The organism is Ruegeria arenilitoris (assembly GCF_013030265.1).
Lineage (GTDB): Bacteria > Pseudomonadota > Alphaproteobacteria > Rhodobacterales > Rhodobacteraceae > Ruegeria > Ruegeria arenilitoris_E.
On the sequence record NZ_WPZQ01000001.1, the window covers coordinates 190,816 to 210,573 of the forward strand.

At 55.1% G+C, this 19,758-nt stretch carries 19 protein-coding genes and 1 tRNA gene; 13 read left to right on the forward strand and 7 right to left on the reverse strand.

Going from position 1 to position 19,758, the window contains the following annotated elements; translation table 11 throughout:
• Positions 1–51: 51 nt before the first annotated feature.
• Positions 52–1,542 (reverse strand): divergent polysaccharide deacetylase family protein, encoded by a 1,491-nt coding sequence (locus GOX61_RS01010; protein WP_217353725.1) that lies wholly within the window; start codon positions 1,540–1,542, stop codon positions 52–54.
• Positions 1,543–1,740: 198 nt separating this feature from the next.
• Between GOX61_RS01010 and GOX61_RS01015 the strand changes: the two genes are divergently transcribed.
• From GOX61_RS01015 to lexA, 6 genes are all read left to right on the forward strand, one after another.
• Positions 1,741–2,322, forward strand: a complete 582-nt coding sequence (locus GOX61_RS01015; protein ID WP_155147081.1) for an anthranilate synthase component II — start codon at positions 1,741–1,743, stop codon at positions 2,320–2,322.
• Positions 2,319–3,338, forward strand: a complete 1,020-nt coding sequence (gene trpD / locus GOX61_RS01020; protein WP_170330588.1) for an anthranilate phosphoribosyltransferase — start codon at positions 2,319–2,321, stop codon at positions 3,336–3,338. Before GOX61_RS01015 ends, trpD begins: the two co-directional genes overlap by 4 nt.
• The gene (gene trpC / locus GOX61_RS01025) at positions 3,335–4,147 is read left to right on the forward strand and encodes an indole-3-glycerol phosphate synthase TrpC (RefSeq protein WP_170330590.1); all 813 of its coding nucleotides are present in this window, start codon (positions 3,335–3,337) and stop codon (positions 4,145–4,147) included. Before trpD ends, trpC begins: the two co-directional genes overlap by 4 nt.
• Positions 4,147–4,620 carry a cyclic pyranopterin monophosphate synthase MoaC gene (moaC, locus tag GOX61_RS01030; protein WP_170330592.1) on the forward strand — a complete coding sequence of 158 codons (474 nt, stop codon included), beginning with the start codon at positions 4,147–4,149 and terminating at the stop codon, positions 4,618–4,620. The genes trpC and moaC overlap by 1 nt, the downstream gene beginning before the upstream one ends.
• On the forward strand, positions 4,617–5,789 hold the full coding sequence (locus tag GOX61_RS01035; protein WP_170330593.1) for a molybdopterin molybdotransferase MoeA: 1,173 nt from the start codon (positions 4,617–4,619) through the stop codon (positions 5,787–5,789). The genes moaC and GOX61_RS01035 overlap by 4 nt, the downstream gene beginning before the upstream one ends.
• A gap of 79 nt (positions 5,790–5,868) precedes the next feature.
• Entirely contained in the window at positions 5,869–6,567 is a 699-nt protein-coding gene (lexA, locus tag GOX61_RS01040; protein ID WP_170330595.1) for a transcriptional repressor LexA, read from the forward strand.
• On the opposite strand, the gene GOX61_RS01045 is transcribed toward lexA, so the two are convergent.
• Complete coding sequence (locus GOX61_RS01045; RefSeq protein ID WP_170330597.1) at positions 6,561–8,603, reverse strand: ComEC/Rec2 family competence protein; 2,043 nt, start codon at positions 8,601–8,603, stop codon at positions 6,561–6,563. The genes lexA and GOX61_RS01045 overlap by 7 nt on opposite strands.
• A 79-nt stretch (positions 8,604–8,682) precedes the next feature.
• Here GOX61_RS01045 and gltX point away from each other — a divergent pair, with 79 nt between their 5' ends.
• Together gltX and gltA are read left to right on the forward strand one after the other, a co-directional pair.
• Complete coding sequence (gene gltX / locus GOX61_RS01050; protein ID WP_170330600.1) at positions 8,683–10,083, forward strand: glutamate--tRNA ligase; 1,401 nt, start codon at positions 8,683–8,685, stop codon at positions 10,081–10,083.
• A gap of 122 nt (positions 10,084–10,205) precedes the next feature.
• Complete coding sequence (gene gltA, locus GOX61_RS01055; protein ID WP_170331076.1) at positions 10,206–11,501, forward strand: citrate synthase; 1,296 nt, start codon at positions 10,206–10,208, stop codon at positions 11,499–11,501.
• A 51-nt stretch (positions 11,502–11,552) separates the two neighbouring features.
• Here gltA and GOX61_RS01060 read toward each other — a convergent pair whose 3' ends face one another.
• A complete protein-coding gene (locus tag GOX61_RS01060; protein WP_170330602.1) occupies positions 11,553–12,620 on the reverse strand; it encodes a PA0069 family radical SAM protein in 1,068 nt (355 codons plus the stop codon).
• A 301-nt stretch (positions 12,621–12,921) separates the two neighbouring features.
• Here GOX61_RS01060 and GOX61_RS01065 point away from each other — a divergent pair, with 301 nt between their 5' ends.
• The 3 genes from GOX61_RS01065 (at position 12,922) to GOX61_RS01075 (ending at position 15,550) form a co-directional block, all read left to right on the forward strand.
• Entirely contained in the window at positions 12,922–13,620 is a 699-nt protein-coding gene (locus tag GOX61_RS01065) for a corrinoid protein (protein ID WP_155147101.1), read from the forward strand.
• Positions 13,621–13,766: 146 nt separating this feature from the next.
• On the forward strand, positions 13,767–14,801 hold the full coding sequence (locus GOX61_RS01070; protein ID WP_170330604.1) for a Hint domain-containing protein: 1,035 nt from the start codon (positions 13,767–13,769) through the stop codon (positions 14,799–14,801).
• Between the two features lie 77 nt (positions 14,802–14,878).
• Positions 14,879–15,550, forward strand: a complete 672-nt coding sequence (locus GOX61_RS01075) for a DUF1638 domain-containing protein (protein WP_170330606.1) — start codon at positions 14,879–14,881, stop codon at positions 15,548–15,550.
• 27 nt (positions 15,551–15,577) lie between these two features.
• On the opposite strand, the gene GOX61_RS01080 is transcribed toward GOX61_RS01075, so the two are convergent.
• Positions 15,578–15,988: a SufE family protein gene (locus GOX61_RS01080; RefSeq protein ID WP_170330608.1), complete on the reverse strand. Its 411-nt coding sequence runs from the start codon at positions 15,986–15,988 to the stop codon at positions 15,578–15,580.
• 140 nt (positions 15,989–16,128) lie between these two features.
• On the opposite strand from GOX61_RS01080, the gene GOX61_RS01085 reads away from it, so the two are divergent.
• Positions 16,129–16,653, forward strand: coding sequence for a hypothetical protein (locus GOX61_RS01085; RefSeq protein ID WP_170330610.1), 525 nt, complete (start codon positions 16,129–16,131; stop codon positions 16,651–16,653).
• A gap of 8 nt (positions 16,654–16,661) precedes the next feature.
• Here GOX61_RS01085 and rnd read toward each other — a convergent pair whose 3' ends face one another.
• The 3 genes from rnd to purM form a co-directional block, all read right to left on the reverse strand.
• Entirely contained in the window at positions 16,662–17,819 is a 1,158-nt protein-coding gene (gene rnd / locus GOX61_RS01090; RefSeq protein WP_170330614.1) for a ribonuclease D, read from the reverse strand.
• A 115-nt stretch (positions 17,820–17,934) separates the two neighbouring features.
• Entirely contained in the window at positions 17,935–18,531 is a 597-nt protein-coding gene (gene purN / locus GOX61_RS01095; protein WP_170330616.1) for a phosphoribosylglycinamide formyltransferase, read from the reverse strand.
• On the reverse strand, positions 18,528–19,574 hold the full coding sequence (gene purM / locus GOX61_RS01100; RefSeq protein ID WP_170330618.1) for a phosphoribosylformylglycinamidine cyclo-ligase: 1,047 nt from the start codon (positions 19,572–19,574) through the stop codon (positions 18,528–18,530). The genes purN and purM overlap by 4 nt, the downstream gene beginning before the upstream one ends.
• A gap of 106 nt (positions 19,575–19,680) precedes the next feature.
• Here purM and GOX61_RS01105 point away from each other — a divergent pair.
• A tRNA-Ile gene (locus tag GOX61_RS01105) sits at positions 19,681–19,757 on the forward strand.
• The last annotated feature ends 1 nt before the right edge of the window (position 19,758 follow it).

Genomic DNA, 19,758 nt, shown 5'->3' on the forward strand with positions numbered 1-19,758 from the left:
GGCGGCAAGTCGAAAGACCGCCGCCCTTTGTTCGATTAGTTTGCTTGACCCCTATTGAACTTCATACTTCATTACAGCAGAAATCGGGGCCATCGCGACGCGGTTGCCCCGATCCTCGAGGCCCCATAGCAGAAGGGCTGAAATCGTTTCAGGCCGCAGCCGACCCAGCATCACAACCGCACCGTCCTGACCTGCACGGAAAGCCGCCTGATCCAGGAAACGCCGCATCACTTTCGGATCTTGGCGCGCACCGTCAAAGTCACGGAAAACAACACTCGACGGGACACCGTTCCGAGCTGCCAGCTTTTGCACGGTATTCAATCCATTGTCCTGAGTGATGATCCCGCGCCCGGTTCCCCCGGCAATCTCGGCGACCTGGTCGGCCAATTTGCGGTTGCCCTGAATACCTGATTCAACGCCTTCCAAAATTCCAACGGTCTCTGGAAGCGTTTCCAGCCATACTGACAACGAGACCTCAGCATCCTGAGCACTGGCCGCCTCTGGCAAATCCGCCAGCGCAAGCACTTCGAAACCCGCTTCGCGGTGGCGTGCCATCTTGCCAGCGGCATCAGGGTCAGACGGGCTTACGGCGAAGCTAAGCGGATATGGGAAATCCTTAAGGGCTTCAGCCCCGAACGCGCCTTCGTCATCGATCAGAATAATCGACATCAACGGCTTGGATTCAGGGTTTTCGAAATCTGCGGCGTAGTCCTCGATCGGCTTTCCGGTCATCGCTGCAGGGTCGTCAGAATTTTCGTCCGTCTCTGTCGGCTCAGCATCCCGCTCTGTCAACGGTAGGACCCGCTTGCCCACCAATGTCGCTGCAGTTGCGGGTTCTTCACCGCCGATCTGTGGCAACGATGCAATCCGCGCACGCTTACGCGGCAGAGTGTCTTCGTCACCTTCTACCGCAATTGGATTGTCCTCGAGCGAAATTTCCTCATCAGCACCCTCTTCGGACGGCAGCGAAGTGGTTTCAGGTTCAGGTTCGACCTCTTCCCTAGGCAACTCGGTTTGCTCGGGTGTTTCTTGCTCAGGCGCTTCGCTGTCCTCGGGTACCAGCAAAGCGATTTCTTCTTCTTTCGGCTGCGAAGGCTGAGGCGGCGTTGCATCCACAACGACAGGCTCCACATCTTCCTGAGGCGAAGCAGGAACTGGTGCTGGCGCTGGGGGCGCGGTTGGCGCTTCCGTGCTCACGGTCACCTCAGTCGCCTCGTTGGCACCAGGATTTTCCAATCCCTGTGTTGCTCCGCCTATTTCGGGTCGGGAATCAGCTTCGGGTTCAATGCCGCCCAGATCGACCAGATCATCAGACTGGGTATCAATGGCCGCAAGCGCACTGGGCGCGACTTCAACAAGATCAGAATCAGGGCCCGAACCATCAACCTCGGCTTCGACCTCAGGCGCATCGATCGCATCGACCGATGGGGCCGAGGTCACCAAAACAGGCTTGCTTGTCAGCGGTGTATTCAACGACAGCACCGCACCCAAGATCAAAACAACGACCGCCCCGGCGATCATTCCACCGATAAATCCGCCCATCTTATTTCGCCTCTCGCCTTTCTGCCTGCCTCGACAGCCTGTGCACCGTCTGATGCGGTGCTCACCCACACGATAGATCAAGATAGGGATGTACCCTTGACGCTGCCGCGCAAGCCTGAGCATGTATGTCCCGACATTATACCGTGGCCGAGGGCTGTATCGCCAGCCCGAAATGCCAAAGCTGAGATAAGTGCCCAAATGCTGCTGCTGATCGACAACTACGACTCGTTTACCTACAATCTGGTTCACTATCTGGGCGAGTTGGGCGCTGAAATGGTCGTGCGCCGCAACGATGCGTTGGATGTTCAGGAAGCCATGGCGATGAACCCGGCAGGGATACTGCTGAGCCCCGGCCCTTGTGACCCGGATCAGGCTGGCATCTGTCTGGCCCTGACCGAAGCGGCGGCAGAGACCAAAACACCACTTTTGGGTGTATGCCTTGGGCATCAGACCATCGGTCAAAGCTTTGGTGGCAATGTCGTTCGTTGCCATGAGATCGTGCATGGAAAAATGGGTATGATGCATCACACTGGCAAAGGTGTGTTCGCTGGCCTGCCCTCGCCCTTCGAAGCGACTCGCTATCATTCTTTGGTGGTGGAACGCGAAACGCTGCCAGATTGCCTCGAGATCACAGCAGAGCTCGAAGACGGCACCATCATGGGCCTTCAACACAAGGAACTGCCGATCCATGGCGTCCAGTTCCACCCGGAATCCATCGCATCCGAGCATGGCCACGCCCTGCTCAAGAACTTCCTAAACGAAATGAAAGTCCCCGCATGAGCGACGCGCTGAAACCGCTGATCGGAGCAGCTGCCGATCGGCCCCTGACCCGTGCCGAGGCAAAACAGGCCTTTTCGATCCTCTTCGAAGGTGAGGCAACCCCCAGTCAGATTGGCGGCCTGCTGATGGCAATGCGGACGCGCGGCGAGACGGTCGAAGAATACGCGGCCGCCGCAGCAGTTATGCGCGACAAATGCAATAAAGTCGAAGCACCTGCCGGAGCGATCGATATCGTCGGAACTGGCGGCGACGGCAAAGGGACATTGAATATCTCGACCGCGACGGCGTTTGTCGTGGCCGGTGCCGGAGTGACAGTCGCCAAACATGGCAACCGCAATCTCAGCTCGAAGTCAGGCGCTGCGGACGCACTTGGCCAACTGGGCATTAATGTGATGGTTGGCCCGGAAATCGTTGAAACTGCACTCAGACAGGCTGGCATCGGTTTCATGATGGCCCCTATGCATCATCCCGCCATTGCCCACGTCATGCCAACCCGGCAAGAGTTGGGAACACGCACGATTTTCAACATTCTCGGGCCGCTGACCAACCCGGCAGGTGTCAGACGCCAGTTGACCGGAGCATTTAGCAGGGATCTGATCAGACCGATGGCCGAAACACTCGGCTTATTGGGAGCTGAGCACGCATGGCTGGTGCATGGTTCGGACGGAACCGATGAACTGACAATTACCGGCGTTAGCTGGGTTGCTGCACTGGAAGATGGTGGTGTGAGAGAGGTCGAATTGCATCCGGAGGATGCAGGCCTGCCCGTACATCCCTTTGAAGACATCGTTGGTGGAACTCCCGAAGAGAACGCGATGGCATTCCGGGCATTGCTCGACGGCGCACCATCGGCCTACCGGGACGCGGTGTTGCTGAACTCGTCTGCTGCTCTGGTGGTTGCTGATGCCGCACAAGACCTTCGTGAAGGTGTTGAAAAAGCTGCTGAAAGTATCGACAGCGGCAAAGCTAAAGATAAGATCGCCGCACTTGCCCGCATTACACAGGAAGCCGCATGACCGAGACTGTTCTGGATAAAATCAAGGCCTACAAACTCGAGGAAGTCGCGGCAGACAAAGCCCGTAAGCCTTTGGAAGAAATGGAAGCCGCCGCACGCGAAGCATCTGAGGTTCGCGGGTTTGCAAAGGCCCTTCAAGGTGCGACGCGGCAAGGCTATGGCCTGATTGCCGAAGTAAAAAAGGCCAGCCCTTCCAAGGGTCTGATCCGCGCGGATTTTGATCCACCAGCCCTGGCAAAAGCCTATGAAGACGGCGGCGCTACTTGTCTGTCTGTCCTGACGGATACGCCCAGCTTTCAGGGTGCAAAAGAGTATCTGACTGCCGCACGCGATGCCTGCTCTCTGCCGGCGCTACGCAAAGACTTCATGTATGATCCTTATCAGGTGGTCGAGGCACGTGCCTTGGGCGCTGACTGTATCCTCATCATCATGGCGTCGGTTGAAGATAATCTGGCTGCAGAACTGGAGCAGACAGCGTTTGACTGGGGCATGGATGTTCTGATCGAAGTCCACGATGAGGACGAACTTGCGCGTGCAGCTGAGCTCAAAAGCCCTTTGATTGGCATAAATAACCGCAATCTCAAGACGTTCGAGACAACTCTTGATACAACGCGCCGGCTGTCCAAACTGGTTCCGGGCGATCGTACAATCGTGTGTGAGAGTGGTCTCAGCACTCCTGCTGATCTGGCCGATATTGCCCGCTATGGCGCCCGGTGCTTTCTGATTGGTGAAAGCCTCATGCGTCAGGATGATGTTGCTGCCGCCACCCATGAACTGCTCGCGAACCCGCTGATCCCCGGAGTAATGTGATGCCGCTGACGCATTTCGATGCCAAAGGTCAGGCCCACATGGTCGATGTCTCTGACAAAGAGGTAACGGATCGTGTCGCAGTGGCTGCCGGTCACATTAAAATGGCGCGAGAAACCTTTGATATCATTTCAGAAGGCCGTGCTAAAAAGGGCGATGTTCTTGGAATTGCACGTCTCGCAGGGATCATGGGAGCAAAGAAAACGCCCGACCTGATTCCTTTGTGTCATCCGCTGCCTGTAACCAAGGTTGCCGTCGAGTTGACTCTGGATCCCGATATTCCCGGCGTTCTTATCGAAGCGACGGTAAAAACTTCGGGACAAACCGGTGTTGAAATGGAAGCCTTGACCGCGGTATCGACCGCAGCGCTCACCGTTTACGACATGACCAAGGCCATCGACAAAGCGATGGAAATTGGCGCCATCCGAGTGATCTTGAAAGATGGCGGAAAGTCAGGACGTTACGAAGCGGAATGATTACAGTAGAAGAAGCGCGCACCCTTCTTTTTGAACTTGTTTCTGCACTACCGGCCGAAACGGTTCCGCTTGCCGAAGCTTCTGGTCGCATTTTGGCGCAAGATGTTGTGGCAACGCGAGACCAGCCTCCATTCGCTGCGTCTTCGATGGATGGATATGCTGTAAAAGCAACCGAAGTTGAACTACATGCCATGTTCAAAGTCGTCGGCGAGGCAGTTGCAGGAAAACGGTTTGATAAACCTGTTGGTCCCGGCCAGGCTGTTCGCATCTTTACTGGTGCACCGGTTCCGGAAGGCGCGGATTTTATTGTAATTCAGGAAGATGTCGATCGTCGCGGTGATTTGATCACCATAACCGATGATCCAGGTACAAAAACCAACATTCGCCCTGCGGGTGTGGATTTTACCAAAGGCACGATCATCACTGCCCCGCGCCGACTGCGGCCAGAGGATCTTGCGCTGCTGGCGGCTATGAACATCGCGACAGTTCCCGTTGCGCAGAAACCGCAGATTGCCCTGATCTCAACGGGTGATGAACTGGTAATGCCCGGCGAGGCACCCGGGCCCGATCAGATCATCGCCTCGAACACATTCGGTCTCAAAGCCTTATTGGAAGAAGCGGGTGCGCATGTTCGCATTCTGCCCATCGCAAAAGACACAACATCGTCGCTTGAAACCGCGTTCGGAATGGCTGCTGGCGCCGATCTTGTTGTAACGATTGGTGGTGCGTCGGTCGGGGATTACGACCTTGTGTCTGATGTATCACAGGCATTGGGGATGGAGCGTTCTTTCTACAAAATCAGGATGCGCCCGGGAAAACCCTTGATGGCGGGACGTTTCGGGGATGCAGCCATGGTCGGCCTGCCCGGAAATCCGGTCAGCGCAATGGTTTGCGGATATTTATTTCTGGTGCCGTTAGTCAGACGGATGTTGGGTTTGGAACATGGTCTCCCAGCATTTCGTCGGGCCAAACTTGGCGAGCCTATCGGTAAAAACGGCCCACGCGAGCACTATATGCGGGCAATCGTTGATGAAAACGGTATCCGAGCTTGCCCCGATCAGGACAGTTCTCTGCTCAGCGTTCTAGCGCAAGCAAACGCTCTGTTGGTACGAGAACCAAACGACCCCGAACGACACACGGGTGAAGAGGTTTTGTACCTTCCAATCTGATCCAAACGGCAAATCCGTTGACACAAAACGTGAACATGCGTAGAACAAAAGAAAACGCATGAGCGACGAGGTGTGAGCAATGCTAACCAAGAAACAGTTGGATTTGCTGGAATTCATCCACAAACGCGTTCAGGCGGACGGTGTTCCGCCCAGCTTTGATGAAATGAAGATCGCGTTGGACCTGAGATCAAAATCCGGGATTCACCGTTTGATTACTGCGCTTGAAGAACGCGGCTTTATCCGGCGTCTCGCCCACCGCGCCAGGGCGATTGAAATCGTCAAGCTTCCCGAAAGTCTGGGTGGCGAACCAACAGCCGGCTTCAAACCTCGCGTCATCGAAGGTGATCGACCTACAGGGCCGCGCCCTGCCAATTTTGAACCCGTGACTGTCGATGCGATGGAACTGCCTGTAATGGGTCGGATCGCAGCCGGTGTCCCCATCGAAGCCATCAGCCACGTATCGCATCGCGTAGCGGTTCCGGGGTCGATGGTGTCCGGTCAGGGCGATCACTATGCGCTCGAAGTTCGCGGGGATTCGATGATCGACGCTGGGATCAACGATGGCGATGTCGTTGTGATCCGGGAAACAACCGTTGCTGACAATGGCGACATCGTTGTGGCCTTGGTCGAGGATCAGGAGGCCACACTGAAAAGGTTCTTCCGACGTGGACACGCCATCGCGCTGGAAGCAGCAAATCCCGCGTATGAAACCCGTGTCCTTCCCGAAGACAAGGTTAAGGTTCAAGGCCGTTTGGTTGGACTGATCCGAACCTATTGAATTTGGTGCCCGTCCCTTGGGACGGGCGACCACAACCGATGCCCGGTTACCTGAGCGCTTGTGCGTATTTCCCCCTGTGACAATGCAAGGCTTCCGGTTTTCAAAAGCGAGTCAGGGTCGAAGATTTTGCAATCTCCGTTCAAAGACACGGGTACTGCCGAAACAACGATTTGATCACTGCTGCACTCGCTAAACTCTTTTGCTGCGCGTTTACCAGTAAGGTGAACCAATTCCTTGTCGTTCAGCAAATATCTCTGAACCTTGTCGATGCCAGATGGCCAACGACTGGCGGCCTTTGACTGATCCGCTCCGTCACCATCATTTTCCAACCAAACCGTCGCAACAAACCCACTCCCTCGTTGCTTGCTCAATGCACGTCCTGTTTCTGTCATTACACCCACCAGCCCACCGGACTCGGCGATCAAAACATCAGGCCGGTTTCCCTGCCCCCACAGCAGTAGAGCTCCGATGATGGGCACAGCGCCTACCCATCGCGCGCTTCCGCGCCACAAAATCAGCCATAGTGCCCCCAGTGCCATCATCGGCAGGACGTAGTCTGGCGGGCTGACCACAAATCCCTGGGCTCCACCCAGACCTGATATCCAGTCCGCAACTACGATAATCCATCCGAGACCTAACCCCATCACCCACAGGGCCAACACTTCGAGCCCAAATGGAGCCAGAAGCGCTGCGACCACGGCCGCAGGAACAACGATCGTGCCCATGACCGGTACCGCGAGCATGTTAGCCAGCAATCCATAGTGAGCCATTGTATTGAAATGTGCTGCCCCCACCGGAGCGGTAGCGAGTCCGGCTATGGCAGAAGATAGCAGCACGCCCCCTACTGGTCGGAGCCATTTCGGCCCGGGGATTCGACCAAAATCGCGAAGCCCTCCGAATATCGAAACCAGGGCTGTAGTGGCTGCAAATGACATTTGAAAACCGGGGCTTAGCAATGATTCTGGACGCAGAAAAAGGACGATGATCGCGGCCACCGCTACGGCTCTCAAAGAAATCGCCCTGCGATCAATCAACACTGCGCCAAACATGACAGAGACCATGACATAAGCGCGTTCTGTTGCGACGTTACCACCAGATAGAACCAAGTAGATTGTTGCGGCAATTAACGCACAGACTGCTGCGAGTTTTCGAACCGGCAGCCGTAACGCCAAGACTGGAACTGCAGAAAACCCAATTCGACACGCGACAAACACAAACCCGGTCAACAGCCCCATATGTAGGCCAGAGATTGCGAGCAGGTGCGCAAGATTCGACATTCTAAGAGCGCCCAGAGTGTTCTGCCCCATGCCGCTTCGATCCCCGGTCGTAACCGCAGCCGCGAAACCACCCACCTCGCCCGGTAATATGGATCGAACGCGCTGTGAAATTGCCATGCGCCATGCGGTAATCTGAACACCGCGCTGACCCATGGATGCAGGTGCGACGGTCAGCACCGGAACACGCGTATAGCCAACAGCACCCAGTTTCTGAAACCATGCATGCCGACGGAAATCAAAGCCACCGGGTTCCACAGGTCCTTGTGGTGGTGACAGGTAGGCCGTCGTCATAATTCTCTGCCCCGGCTCCAGCGGTGTGGAACCACCATGCAAGGACAACCGGATGCGCTGCGGACGACGGTCTTTGGGTACATCCCCGATCCGCACACCGTCCAGTGTAATCCGCAGCGCATCCGAGGCAGAGCGGTCCAGCGCAACGACCCTCCCCTCAACAGGTCCGTAGTAGCGCCATTGCAAGACCGGTTCTGCGACCATATGGGCACGGGTACCAGCCAGTAAGAAACCAGCAGCGACAAGCGCCCCCCCAATTGCCAACGGAGCCCAGGCAACAGGCAAACGGCGGTAAGCCCAGATCGCGAACAAACCTGAGGCAGCAACGCCGTAGTAGAACTGCTGGTTCGGCTCGAATGTGAGGCCGAAATACAGTCCTATGCCAATTGCCAGACAGACCGGAGACCAGGGAAACAGATGTCCGCGCTGGTTCAGCAACGCGACCTCAATCCGTGCAAGAACACGCATGGTTGCCCCCGTCCTTCGGGCTCGTTAGACAGGCGCCAACACTATGCCCGACACGGTTACCAAAAGGTTAATCAACACTATGTCCGATCAGGTCGTCACCCGTTTTGCCCCTTCACCCACTGGCTTTCTGCACATCGGTGGCGCACGTACCGCGCTGTTTAATTGGCTTTATGCACGTGGCCGCGGCGGTAAGTTCCTGTTGCGTATCGAAGACACGGATCGTGAACGTTCAACCCCAGAAGCCACAGCGGCGATCCTGCAGGGTATGGAATGGCTGGGTTTGGATCATGATGGCGAAGTGATCAGTCAGTTCGAAGGCGCTGACCGTCATGCGGAAGTTGCCCATCAACTGCTGGCTGAAGGCAAAGCCTACAAGTGCTTCTCCACTCAGGACGAGATTTCTGCGTTTCGGGAGCAGGCTCGGGAAGAAGGTAAGTCGACTTTGTTCCAAAGCCCATGGCGTGATGCGGACCCCGCCAGCCACCCCGACCTGCCATTTGTCGTTCGGATAAAGGCGCCAAAAGAAGGCTCGACCGTAATTCGTGATCAGGTCCAAGGCGACGTTACGATCCGCAACGATCAGCTGGATGATATGGTTCTGCTACGTTCGGACGGCACGCCCGTCTACATGCTGGCCGTAGTGGTGGACGATCACGATATGGGTGTTACTCACGTCATTCGTGGCGATGATCATCTAAACAACGCTGCGCGTCAGATGATGATCTACGAGGCGATGGGTTGGGATGTCCCAGTCTGGGCCCACATTCCGCTGATTCATGGGCCTGATGGCAAAAAACTGAGCAAGCGCCACGGTGCTTTGGGTGCGCAGGAATATCAGGCTATGGGGTATCCGGCCGCTGGCATGCGCAATTATCTGGCGCGTTTGGGCTGGAGCCACGGAGACGACGAGTTCTTCACGGATGAGCAGGCCAGAGAGTGGTTTGATCTGGATGGAATAGGCAAGAGCCCTGCCCGTTTCGATTTGAAAAAGCTGGAAAACCTGTGTGGACAACACATTGCCATTTCAAACGATGCTGCACTGCAGAAGGAAATTACTGGCTATCTGGCGGCAGCAGATCTTCCTGCTTTGACTGAAACACAATCTGGTGATCTGGTGCGTGCGATGTATTGCCTCAAGGATCGCGCCCGAACTTTTCCAGAACTGCTTGAAAAAGCGCATTTTGTGCTGACATCTCGGCCAATTGATCCGGATGAAAAAGCGAAAAAGGCGCTCGACTCTGTATCCGATGGTATACTGAAGGAATTGACGCCGCAGCTGCAAAATGTTAGCTGGACGCGAAGCGAACTGGAGGAAGCCCTGAATTCGTTTGCAGAAGCGAAAGGGCTAAAGTTCGGCAAGTTAGCAGGCCCCCTTCGGGCGGCATTGGCAGGCCGGGCAGTAACACCTTCGGTATTTGACATGATGCTCGTGCTGGGACGTGAAGAAAGCCTGGCGCGACTTTCTGATGCAGCGACATAAACCTGGTCTTCACATTCGGGTAACGCTGCTCCGCTAACACCCGGACTGCGCGCCCGCGCGCAGCCGTTGCCCGCTATGTCGGTCAGCGAACCGACATGCGTAAGATTGAGGAAGGGACAACCATGACCGAGAGCCAACAAAAAGCGACCCTGACTGTCCATGGCAAAACCTACGAATTGCCGGTTCACTCACCAACAGCCGGGCCAGATGTCATCGACATCCGGAAGCTTTATGGTCAGGCTGACGTATTCACCTATGACCCCGGTTTCACATCGACTGCGAGCTGCGACAGCACGATCACTTACATCGACGGTGAAAAAGGTGAGCTTCTGCACCGCGGATATCCGATCGATCAGCTGGCTGAGAAATCGCACTTCCTCGAAGTATGCTATCTGCTGCTGTACGGAGAGCTGCCTGTAGCGAAAGACCTCGAGGAATTCGAAACCACTATCACGCGCCACACCATGCTGCATGAGCAAATGCAGTACTTCTACCGTGGTTTCCGTCGTGACGCGCACCCCATGGCGATCATGGTGGGTGTGGTTGGTGCAATGTCGGCCTTCTACCACGATTCAACCGACGTTTCGGATCCGCATCAGCGTGAGGTCGCGTCGCATCGCCTGATCGCGAAGATGCCGACCATCGCGGCATGGGCTTACAAGTATCACATCGGTCAGCCCTTTGTTTATCCGCGCAACGATCTGGATTATGCCTCGAACTTCCTGCGCATGTGCTTTGCCGTTCCTGCCGAGGATTATGAGGTCAACCCGATCCTGAGCCGTGCGATGGACCGCATCTTTACCTTGCATGCAGACCACGAGCAGAACGCTTCGACTTCGACCGTTCGCCTGGCTTCGTCTTCGGGTGCAAACCCGTTTGCGTGTATCGCTGCAGGTATCGCTTGCCTCTGGGGTCCTGCCCATGGTGGCGCCAACCAGGCATGTCTGGAGATGCTCGAGCAGATCGGAAGTGTCGACAACATCCCTGAATACATCGAGCGCGCCAAAGACAAGAACGACCCGTTCCGTCTGATGGGCTTTGGTCACCGCGTCTATAAGAACTTTGACCCGCGCGCGAAGGTGATGAAGCAATCCGCCGACGAGGTTCTGGATCTGCTCGGTATCGAAAACAATCCCAAACTACAGGTTGCGAAAGCGCTCGAGAAACAAGCGCTGGAAGATCCGTATTTCGTTGAGAAAAAACTGTTCCCGAACGTAGACTTCTATTCGGGCATCATTCTCGAGGCGATGGGCTTCCCAACATCGATGTTCACGCCGATCTTCGCGCTGTCGCGCACCGTTGGCTGGGTCAGCCAGTGGAAAGAAATGATCGCCGATCCACAAAATAAGATCGGTCGTCCGCGCCAGCTGTATCTGGGCGAAACCACACGCGATTACGTCGATATCGAAAATCGCTGATCGGTTACAAACCTGAACAAAAGCCCCGGAAATCTCCGGGGCTTTTTTTGTTTAGAAAAGATCGAGTTGATCACCAACCTGCGGTGGTTTCGCAAACAGATCGCATCTCAGTGCAGGCGTCTTGGTAGCTAGCCCCAAACGCTCGACAGTTGTCTTGAAACGTTTGGCTATCATTTCGGCATAAACGCCCTCGCCCCGCATTCTGTGACCCCAGCGTGGGTCATAATCCTTGCCACCATGCATCTCGCGAAGGCGCGCCATGACCTTGGCTGCACGGTTGGGTTCGTGCACTTCAAGCCACTCCTGCCAAAGCTGAGAAACCTCTCGTGGCAACCGCAACATGATCCAACTGGCCGAGTCAGCACCGGCGTCACAACCGGCCTCCAATAGATTCTCCAGTTCGTGATCCGTAAGACCCGGAACAACTGGAGATGTCATGACCCGCACCGGCACCCCCGCCTCCGTCAATCGTCGAATCATGCGCAGGCGACGTTTCGGCGAAGGCGCGCGCGGCTCCATCTTTCGGGAAAGATCCGCGTCCAGTGTCGTCAATGATATCCCAACACGCACCAACCCCTGACTTGCCATTGGCGCCAGAATATCCAGATCCCGCTCGATCAGCGTTCCCTTAGTGACAATAGCGATCGGATGCTGAAAATCCTGCAATACGCTTAGGCAGTCCCTTGTGATTCCGCGCGCCTTCTCAATTGGTTGGTACGGATCTGTATTTGTACCCAAGGCAACAGGAGCGACTTTGTACGAACGCGCAGAAAGCTCGCGACGCAGAACACCAGCCGCGTTCGGTCGTGCAATCAATCTTGTTTCGAAATCCAATCCGGCAGACAGGCCAAGATAGGCGTGTGTAGGTCGCGCAAAGCAATACACGCACCCGTGTTCGCAGCCCCGGTAGGGATTGATCGATCGATCGAATGGAAGATCAGGAGAGCGATTGTAGGTGATAAAAGTTCTGGCCACCTCATCACGTACTTCGGTGCGCAGCGGGGGCAACTCCTCATCAATTTCCCAGCCGTCATCTGTAGCTTCGCTGGCATATTGCTCGAACCTGCCTGCAGAATTGGACACGGCCCCCCTACCCACAACATTTATCTGATTGAGCATATGTTCCACCTTTGTTCTCATCAACAGGTGTAAACCCATTAAGGTCCTTCAGCAATAGGAACAGCCATCTGTAGAATGGGGATGTGAGACGCCCGTTCACATTGGCACCGAGAGCGAACGTGAAGCGAATGCAGAATGATCTTGCAAATAATTCTGTCGAGATGCGACAGATTTTGCCTTAAAGGTCGGTCCCAGAACGACCTTGGTCGCAATCGTCACAGTCTAGATGCGGCGAAATGGCCAAAACGGAAAAAATTGCCACCTACGGGCCAAGGGCCCATTTAGCTCAGGGAAATGACCCATGTCCGATGAAGAAGACATCGTCCTGTCCGAACTGAACGACGATGAACTCGTCGAACAGATGTTTGACGACCTTTACGACGGTCTGAAAGAAGAGATCGAAGAAGGCGTGAACATCCTGCTCGAACGTGGTTGGGCGCCGTATGACATCCTGACCAAGGCATTGGTTGGCGGCATGACCATCGTTGGACACGATTTCCGCGACGGCATCCTGTTTGTTCCCGAGGTTCTTCTGGCGGCGAACGCCATGAAGGGCGGTATGACGATCCTCAAGCCCCTGCTGGCTGAAACTGGCGCACCGCGCGTCGGCAAGATGGTCATCGGTACAGTGAAAGGTGACATCCACGACATCGGCAAAAACCTTGTTTCGATGATGATGGAAGGCGCAGGTTTCGAAGTTGTCGACATCGGTATCAACAACCCGGTCGAAAACTATCTCGAAGCTCTGGAAACCGAAGAACCCGACATCCTGGGCATGTCCGCTCTGCTGACCACCACTATGCCTTACATGAAAGTCGTCATCGATACTCTGGTCGAGCAAGGCGTTCGTGACGACTATATCGTTCTGGTTGGCGGCGCGCCTCTGAACGAAGAATTCGGCAAAGCCATCGGTGCCGACGCATATTGCCGTGATGCGGCAGTCGCAGTTGAAACCGCCAAGGACTTTGTATCTCGCAAGCACAATCAGCTGGCAGGCTGATTGAGCAACAGCGAAAATTCTAAAGGCCGCCCGTTCAGGGCGGCCTTTTCAATTTCCCGAGAGTAAAGATTTCCTCTTAAAAAACATCTTTACAAAATTTCAGGAGATTATTTAGTACAAGGCGTTACTTTAGTTTCGAGGTTACCGTGCCCACTACATTTACAGCCATCTCGCTTGGTGTTCTTGCTGATATTGATACCGTCGAAGGCAATAATATTGCCGAAAACGCGTCAGCCTTGGTTGGTCAGACATTTGGTGGACCTGGCAATGCCCTTCTGAACAATGCTGTGACATGGAGCCCGGTCAGCCTCTCCGGGACCGTCTATGAAATGGATAACTCTCCACCGGAGCAGTTTTCGATCGACGGCGGGCCGGCCCAGACCTTTGATGGCACATCGATCTACAATGCGACGATCACCTATATTGATGGAACAACAGCAAACATAACCGCTGTTGTGGCTCAAGATACCAATGGCAATACGTATCTGATGCCTGAATTCTCGGACAATGCCGATCAGGCAACGCTCGAAGCCGGCGGGATCAGATCGATCACCTTCAACAGCCTGAATGGAAACAACTTTTCGGGTCTGACTGGCAGCCGTGAAAGCTGGGACCTGGTGACCTGTTTCACGCTGGGAACCCAGATCGAAACCAATCAGGGGGAAGTTCCGGTTGAGAAGTTGCAGGTTGGAGACATGGTCCAGACGCTCGATCATGGCATGCAGCCCATACGTTGGATCGGCCGTCGTACCGTACGTGCCAAGGGATCGTTCTCTCCTGTTTTGATCAAGAAAGGAACGATGGGTAACCGACGCGATCTGCTGGTATCGCAACAACACCGAATGCTCATCAGCGATTGGCGTGTGGAACTGAACACCGGTTACTCTGAAGCTTTGGCGCCTGCAAAGCAGCTGCTTGATGGAGAGTCCGTCATCCTCAAGACGGGTGGCTTGGTCACTTATTATCACCTCATGTTCGACCAGCATGAAATTGTTTGGGCAGAAGGCTGCCCAAGCGAAAGCTTCCATCCGGGTGTAATGAGTTGGAACAGTCTGGAAAATGACGCCCGACAAGAGATATTGTCTCTATTCCCTGAACTTTCGACACAAGGGCTTGCCTCTTATGGTCCGTCAGCTCGACCGTCCCTGAGCGCGTTTGAAACGCGCGCGTCGGTGGCCTGACGCGAGATGTCGGAACGGGGCTTGCCCTAATTCGCCAAAGATCGTCTTCTGGTACAGCCTCGACCGGGAAACGGACCATGCAATCGACCGACCTGCCAGATGATGAGAGCCTGACGACACAAGGCTATGTCAGCGATGATACGCAGCAGCGTATTTTGCTGATCGCCTGCGGTGCGCTTGCGCGTGAGATTCTTGATCTAAAAGAGCGCAATGGCTGGGAACATATGGCGCTGACCTGTTTACCTGCCATTCTGCATGTTTACCCAGAGCGCATTACCCAAGCCGTCGAAGATGCGGTCGCCAAGCACCGGGATGACTATGACAAGATTTTTGTCGTCTATGCGGACTGTGGTACCGGCGGTCTATTGCAGCAGGCCTGTGAACGGCTGGGTGTCGAGATGGTTCAGGGACCGCATTGCTATTCCTTCTTCGAAGGAAATCAGGCGTTTGCGGAGCGTGGAGATGATGAAACCACGGCGTTCTACCTGACTGACTTTCTGGCCCGACAATTCGATGCCTTCGTTTGGAAACCTCTGGGCCTGGATCGGCACCCGGAGCTACGCGAAATGTATTTTGGCAATTACACCAAGCTGATCTACCAGGCTCAGGTGGATGACCCGGTGTTAACGCAACGAGCTCAGGAATGTGCCGAACGCATGGGGCTTGAGTTCGAGCGTCGCTTTACCGGTTATGGGGATCTGGAGAACACGCTTACAAGCTGGGCTAAGGGCACGCGTCCCTCAAGCTGAATCGAAGCGCACTAACGCTAATGGAATTTAGGCGTTTTCGCGCGCCACGTCCCGGATACGATCAACCATCGCTCGCAACCCATTCGATCGTTGCGCAGACAGGTGTTCGTTCAAACCCAGCCTAGCAAGCTCTGCACCTGCATCGACTGCCGGCACGTCTGCCACGGGAAGATCATTATAAAGGGCACGAAGAACCGCTATCAGGCCACGCACGATCAAGGCGTCACTATCGCCATCGAAACGAAATATACCCGCATTAATCATCGGATGCAGCCAGACCTGACTGGCACACCCGTTGACCTTGGTCGCAGGAACTTTCAGCGCATCGTCCAGAGGCTCCATGGCTTTACCCTGCTCGATGACATGGCGGTACCGGTCTTCCCAGTCCTCCAAAAATTCGAAATCATCGACGATTTCTTCAAAGGCAGGCGTTGCCATACTGCGGCACTCCTTAGGTTTTGATCACAGTTCGTGACCTATGTCGCTGATACGCTGCTGTCCAGCCCCAAGCGTGGCTTTTCAAGCCATCGATTTTGCGCTAACCCAATGCACGTAATATTGCTCAAAGCTCTGGGGCCATGCAAAAAACTCTTTCCGTTCTTCTGGTTGCCACGTTAACCCTGTCCGCCTGCAACAGCTGGCGCAACTCGAGGGTAAACCCCACTAACTGGTTTGGCAGCAGCACACCTGCCCCCGTCAACACATCACCTGATGCAGCTGACGCCCTTGTGCCAAAGCAAAGCAGTGGTACTGGACTCTTTGCGAAGAAAGAGGATGAAGATACCAGCATTCTCATCGCAACTATCGATGAACTGCGAATTGATCCGACGCCGACCGGTGCGATCATCTATTCTGCTGGAACGGCTGTTCGACAGGGCGCCTATAATGCGCATCTTCGTCTGGTGGATTCTGAAGAGAACCGTAAGAACGGAATTCTCGAATTTATGTTCCGCGTGAATTACCCAAAATACTCGACCCAACAAGGCACGGTACAATCCCGCATGGTCTCGGATGCAGCCACCGTAAGTCTTCAGGATCTCGAAGGGATTCGTCTCGTCCGTGTTGTCGGCCAGCAAAACGCCTTGGAATCACGACGCCGCTAATTGCGGCGTCACAGCGCCACGACGCGCACGACCTGCCCCTTGGCGGCCAGCGCGATCTTGCCTTCGCATAATTTCAGGGCGTCTTCACCAAATACTTCAAAACGCCAACCTGACATTGCCGGAACGTCTCGTTCACCAGCTGCGATCTGATCGAGGTCAGAGCTTGTTGCAATCAGTTTTGCAGCCACGCCTGAGCTTTCGGTTTTGGATTTCAGCAATACGCGCAGCAAATCGGCAAGTGCCGGATTAACCTTCAACTTGTCCCGACTGTTATCCAGCTTTGGCAGTTGATCGGCCGGACACTGGACGCCCTGCTTTACTGCCTTCAGAATACCATCAGCAATCGCGCCCTTGCGCGCTTCTCGCAGAAGCAAGCGGGAACCACCCAAATCAGAAGGCGACTTGGGTTTGGTAGATGCCAATTCAATCAGAGCATCGTCTTTAAAGACCCTGCTGCGTGGGACATTGTTTTGCTGGGCATAGGCCTCACGAAACTCAGCAAGTTCTTTAACGACAGCCAGAAATTTCGCCGAGTTTGTGCGTGTCTTGACCCGACGCCAAGCTTCCTCGGGGCGCACATCGTAGGTCGCCGAATCCGTCAGAATACAAAGTTCTTCAGCCACCCAATGGTTACGATTGGTTTTTTGCAACTCGGCGGCCAGAAATTCATAGATCCGGCGCAGATGTGTCACGTCTGCAAGCGCATAGGTTTTTTGTGCATCGCTCAGAGGACGGCGCGACCAATCGGTAAAGCGGGAGGTTTTATCCAACCCCTGCTTGCAGATTTTCCGGACCAGTGTCTCGTAACCAACCTGTTCACCAAAGCCGCACACCATTGCGGCAACCTGTGTGTCAAACAGCGGTTTGGGAAACACCTGGGCTTCGACCCAGAATATCTCAAGATCCTGACGCGCAGCGTGAAAAACCTTCACGACGTTTTCGTTTTTGAACAACTCAAAAAGCGGTTCCAGCGACATATCCTCGGCCAGAGGGTCGACCAGAACTGCACTGTCTTCGTCTTCAGACGGAACCGCAAGCTGAACCAAGCAGAGCTTTGAATAATAGGTGCGTTCGCGCAGGAACTCAGTATCTACTGTGATATAGGGATATTCAGCAGCGGACTTGCAGAATTCAGCCAGCTCTGTCGTCGTCGTCAGGGTTTTCATGCGCCGTACTATTCTTGCTCTTGTTCTTGTATATGCCCGTTAAAATATCCTCGTCCCGAGCGATACGGGCGACAATAGGCCGAATAACGGGCGAGTGTAAATCACCCAGAACTTCTTAGGGCAGCAGAACAGGTGTCTTGTCGCCACACACAAAGCGCCGCAAGACAGCAGGATAGAGTTGATGCTCGTAGCCCAGCACTCGGCCAGCCAAGGTTTCAGGTGTATCGCCAATCTCAATTGGCACTCGCGCCTGCCCCAATATCGGGCCGTCATCCAGTGCAGCCGTCACCTCATGCACCGTGCATCCGTGTTCGGCATCGCCCGCTTCAATTGCACGCGCGTGGGTGTTCAAACCCTTGTATTTGGGCAACAGCGACGGGTGGATGTTCAGCATCCGTCCCTGAAACTGTGAAACGAAATCGCCGGTAAGAACACGCATGAAACCCGCAAGGCAGACTACATCCGGTTGTACATCAAGGATAGGTTTCAGCAATTCAGCTTCGAATGCGGCGCGGTCTCCTTTGAACGGGCGATGATCCACGATGGCGGTCTGGACACCTCGATCCGCTGCCTTCTGCAATCCGCCCGCGGCCGCATCATTTGCCAGAACCAAACAAGGACGCGCCGGGTGATCACCGATCATGCTGTCGACCAGCGACACCATGTTGGAACCACCCCCTGAAATCAGGATTGCAACGCGCTTGTGGCTCACAACAGCTGGCCCGAATACGCAACGCCCGCTGTTTCTGTTACCGTACCAATTCGGGAAACTGCTTCACCTGCGTCAGACAGCAATGCTACCAGATCATCGGCCTTATCTGCAGCGCAGACGACGATCATGCCGATGCCGCAGTTGAAGGTCTTGAGCATTTCCGCTTCGACGATTCCACCAGTCTCGGCCATCCATTTAAAGACCGGCGGCAAATCCCATGCGTTTAGATCAATCTCTGCACCCAGCCCCTCGGGCAGGACACGAGGCAGGTTTTCCGTCAAACCGCCCCCGGTGATATGGGCCAGCGCGTGCACGCCCCCTGCCCGGATCGCTGCAAGCGCAGGTTTGACGTAAAGACGCGTTGGGGTCAGCAGAGCTTCGCCGAGTGATCCGTCACTGAACGGTGAGTCTGCGTCCCAGCCAAGACCCGACAGCTCGACCAGTTTGCGGACAAGAGAATACCCGTTCGAATGCACTCCGTTTGAAGCCAGCCCCAGTAGAACATCGCCCGGCTCGACGCCATCTGGAAGATCTGCCCCACGCTCCATCGCGCCAACAGAGAATCCGGCCAGATCGAAGTCACCATCAGGATACATGCCCGGCATTTCGGCGGTTTCGCCACCGATCAGAGCACAGCCAGATTGCGCACAGCCTTCGGCGATACCTTCGATGATCCGTGCTGCGGTGTCTGTGTCGAGTTTGCCTGTCGCAAAATAGTCCAGAAAGAACAGAGGCTCAGCACCCTGACAAATCAGGTCGTTGACGCACATCGCAACCAGATCAATACCAACCCCGTCGACGACACCTGTATCGATGGCAATTCGCAGCTTGGTCCCAACACCATCTGTAGCGCCAACCAGAATCGGGTCTTCATATCCCGCAGCTTTGAGATCGAACAACGCTCCGAAACCGCCCAGCCCGCTCATCACGCCGGGACGGTTCGTCCTCTTTGCCGCAGGCTTGATCCGGTCGACCAAAGCGTTTCCTGCATCGATATCGACGCCCGCATCGGCATATGTGATGCCGTTCTTGCCCGCTGTCATGGCATTTCCCTCATGAGTGCTTTTGCGCGGGTTAGTCGATTGTGCGCTCTGTTGCAACGGTCAGGCTTGACGCGGGCATTCATCGTGGTACCCAAGGCGCTCAGGCGGGCCTGTAGCTCAATTGGTTAGAGCAGAGCGCTCATAACGCTTTGGTTGGGGGTTCGAGTCCCTCCGGGCCTACCAA

Bases quoted from the DNA above. Each gene is read 5' to 3' on its own strand.
- GOX61_RS01010 (WP_217353725.1), bottom strand. From the start codon at position 1,542: ATGGGCGGATTTATCGGTGGAATGATCGCCGGGGCGGTCGTTGTTTTG.
- GOX61_RS01015 (WP_155147081.1), top strand. From the start codon at position 1,741: ATGCTGCTGCTGATCGACAACTACGACTCGTTTACCTACAATCTGGTT.
- trpD (WP_170330588.1), top strand. From the start codon at position 2,319: ATGAGCGACGCGCTGAAACCGCTGATCGGAGCAGCTGCCGATCGGCCC.
- trpC (WP_170330590.1), top strand. From the start codon at position 3,335: ATGACCGAGACTGTTCTGGATAAAATCAAGGCCTACAAACTCGAGGAA.
- moaC (WP_170330592.1), top strand. From the start codon at position 4,147: ATGCCGCTGACGCATTTCGATGCCAAAGGTCAGGCCCACATGGTCGAT.
- GOX61_RS01035 (WP_170330593.1), top strand. From the start codon at position 4,617: ATGATTACAGTAGAAGAAGCGCGCACCCTTCTTTTTGAACTTGTTTCT.
- lexA (WP_170330595.1), top strand. From the start codon at position 5,869: ATGCTAACCAAGAAACAGTTGGATTTGCTGGAATTCATCCACAAACGC.
- GOX61_RS01045 (WP_170330597.1), bottom strand. From the start codon at position 8,603: ATGCGTGTTCTTGCACGGATTGAGGTCGCGTTGCTGAACCAGCGCGGA.
- gltX (WP_170330600.1), top strand. From the start codon at position 8,683: ATGTCCGATCAGGTCGTCACCCGTTTTGCCCCTTCACCCACTGGCTTT.
- gltA (WP_170331076.1), top strand. From the start codon at position 10,206: ATGACCGAGAGCCAACAAAAAGCGACCCTGACTGTCCATGGCAAAACC.
- GOX61_RS01060 (WP_170330602.1), bottom strand. From the start codon at position 12,620: ATGCTCAATCAGATAAATGTTGTGGGTAGGGGGGCCGTGTCCAATTCT.
- GOX61_RS01065 (WP_155147101.1), top strand. From the start codon at position 12,922: ATGTCCGATGAAGAAGACATCGTCCTGTCCGAACTGAACGACGATGAA.
- GOX61_RS01075 (WP_170330606.1), top strand. From the start codon at position 14,879: ATGCAATCGACCGACCTGCCAGATGATGAGAGCCTGACGACACAAGGC.
- GOX61_RS01080 (WP_170330608.1), bottom strand. From the start codon at position 15,988: ATGGCAACGCCTGCCTTTGAAGAAATCGTCGATGATTTCGAATTTTTG.
- GOX61_RS01085 (WP_170330610.1), top strand. From the start codon at position 16,129: ATGCAAAAAACTCTTTCCGTTCTTCTGGTTGCCACGTTAACCCTGTCC.
- rnd (WP_170330614.1), bottom strand. From the start codon at position 17,819: ATGAAAACCCTGACGACGACGACAGAGCTGGCTGAATTCTGCAAGTCC.
- purM (WP_170330618.1), bottom strand. From the start codon at position 19,574: ATGACAGCGGGCAAGAACGGCATCACATATGCCGATGCGGGCGTCGAT.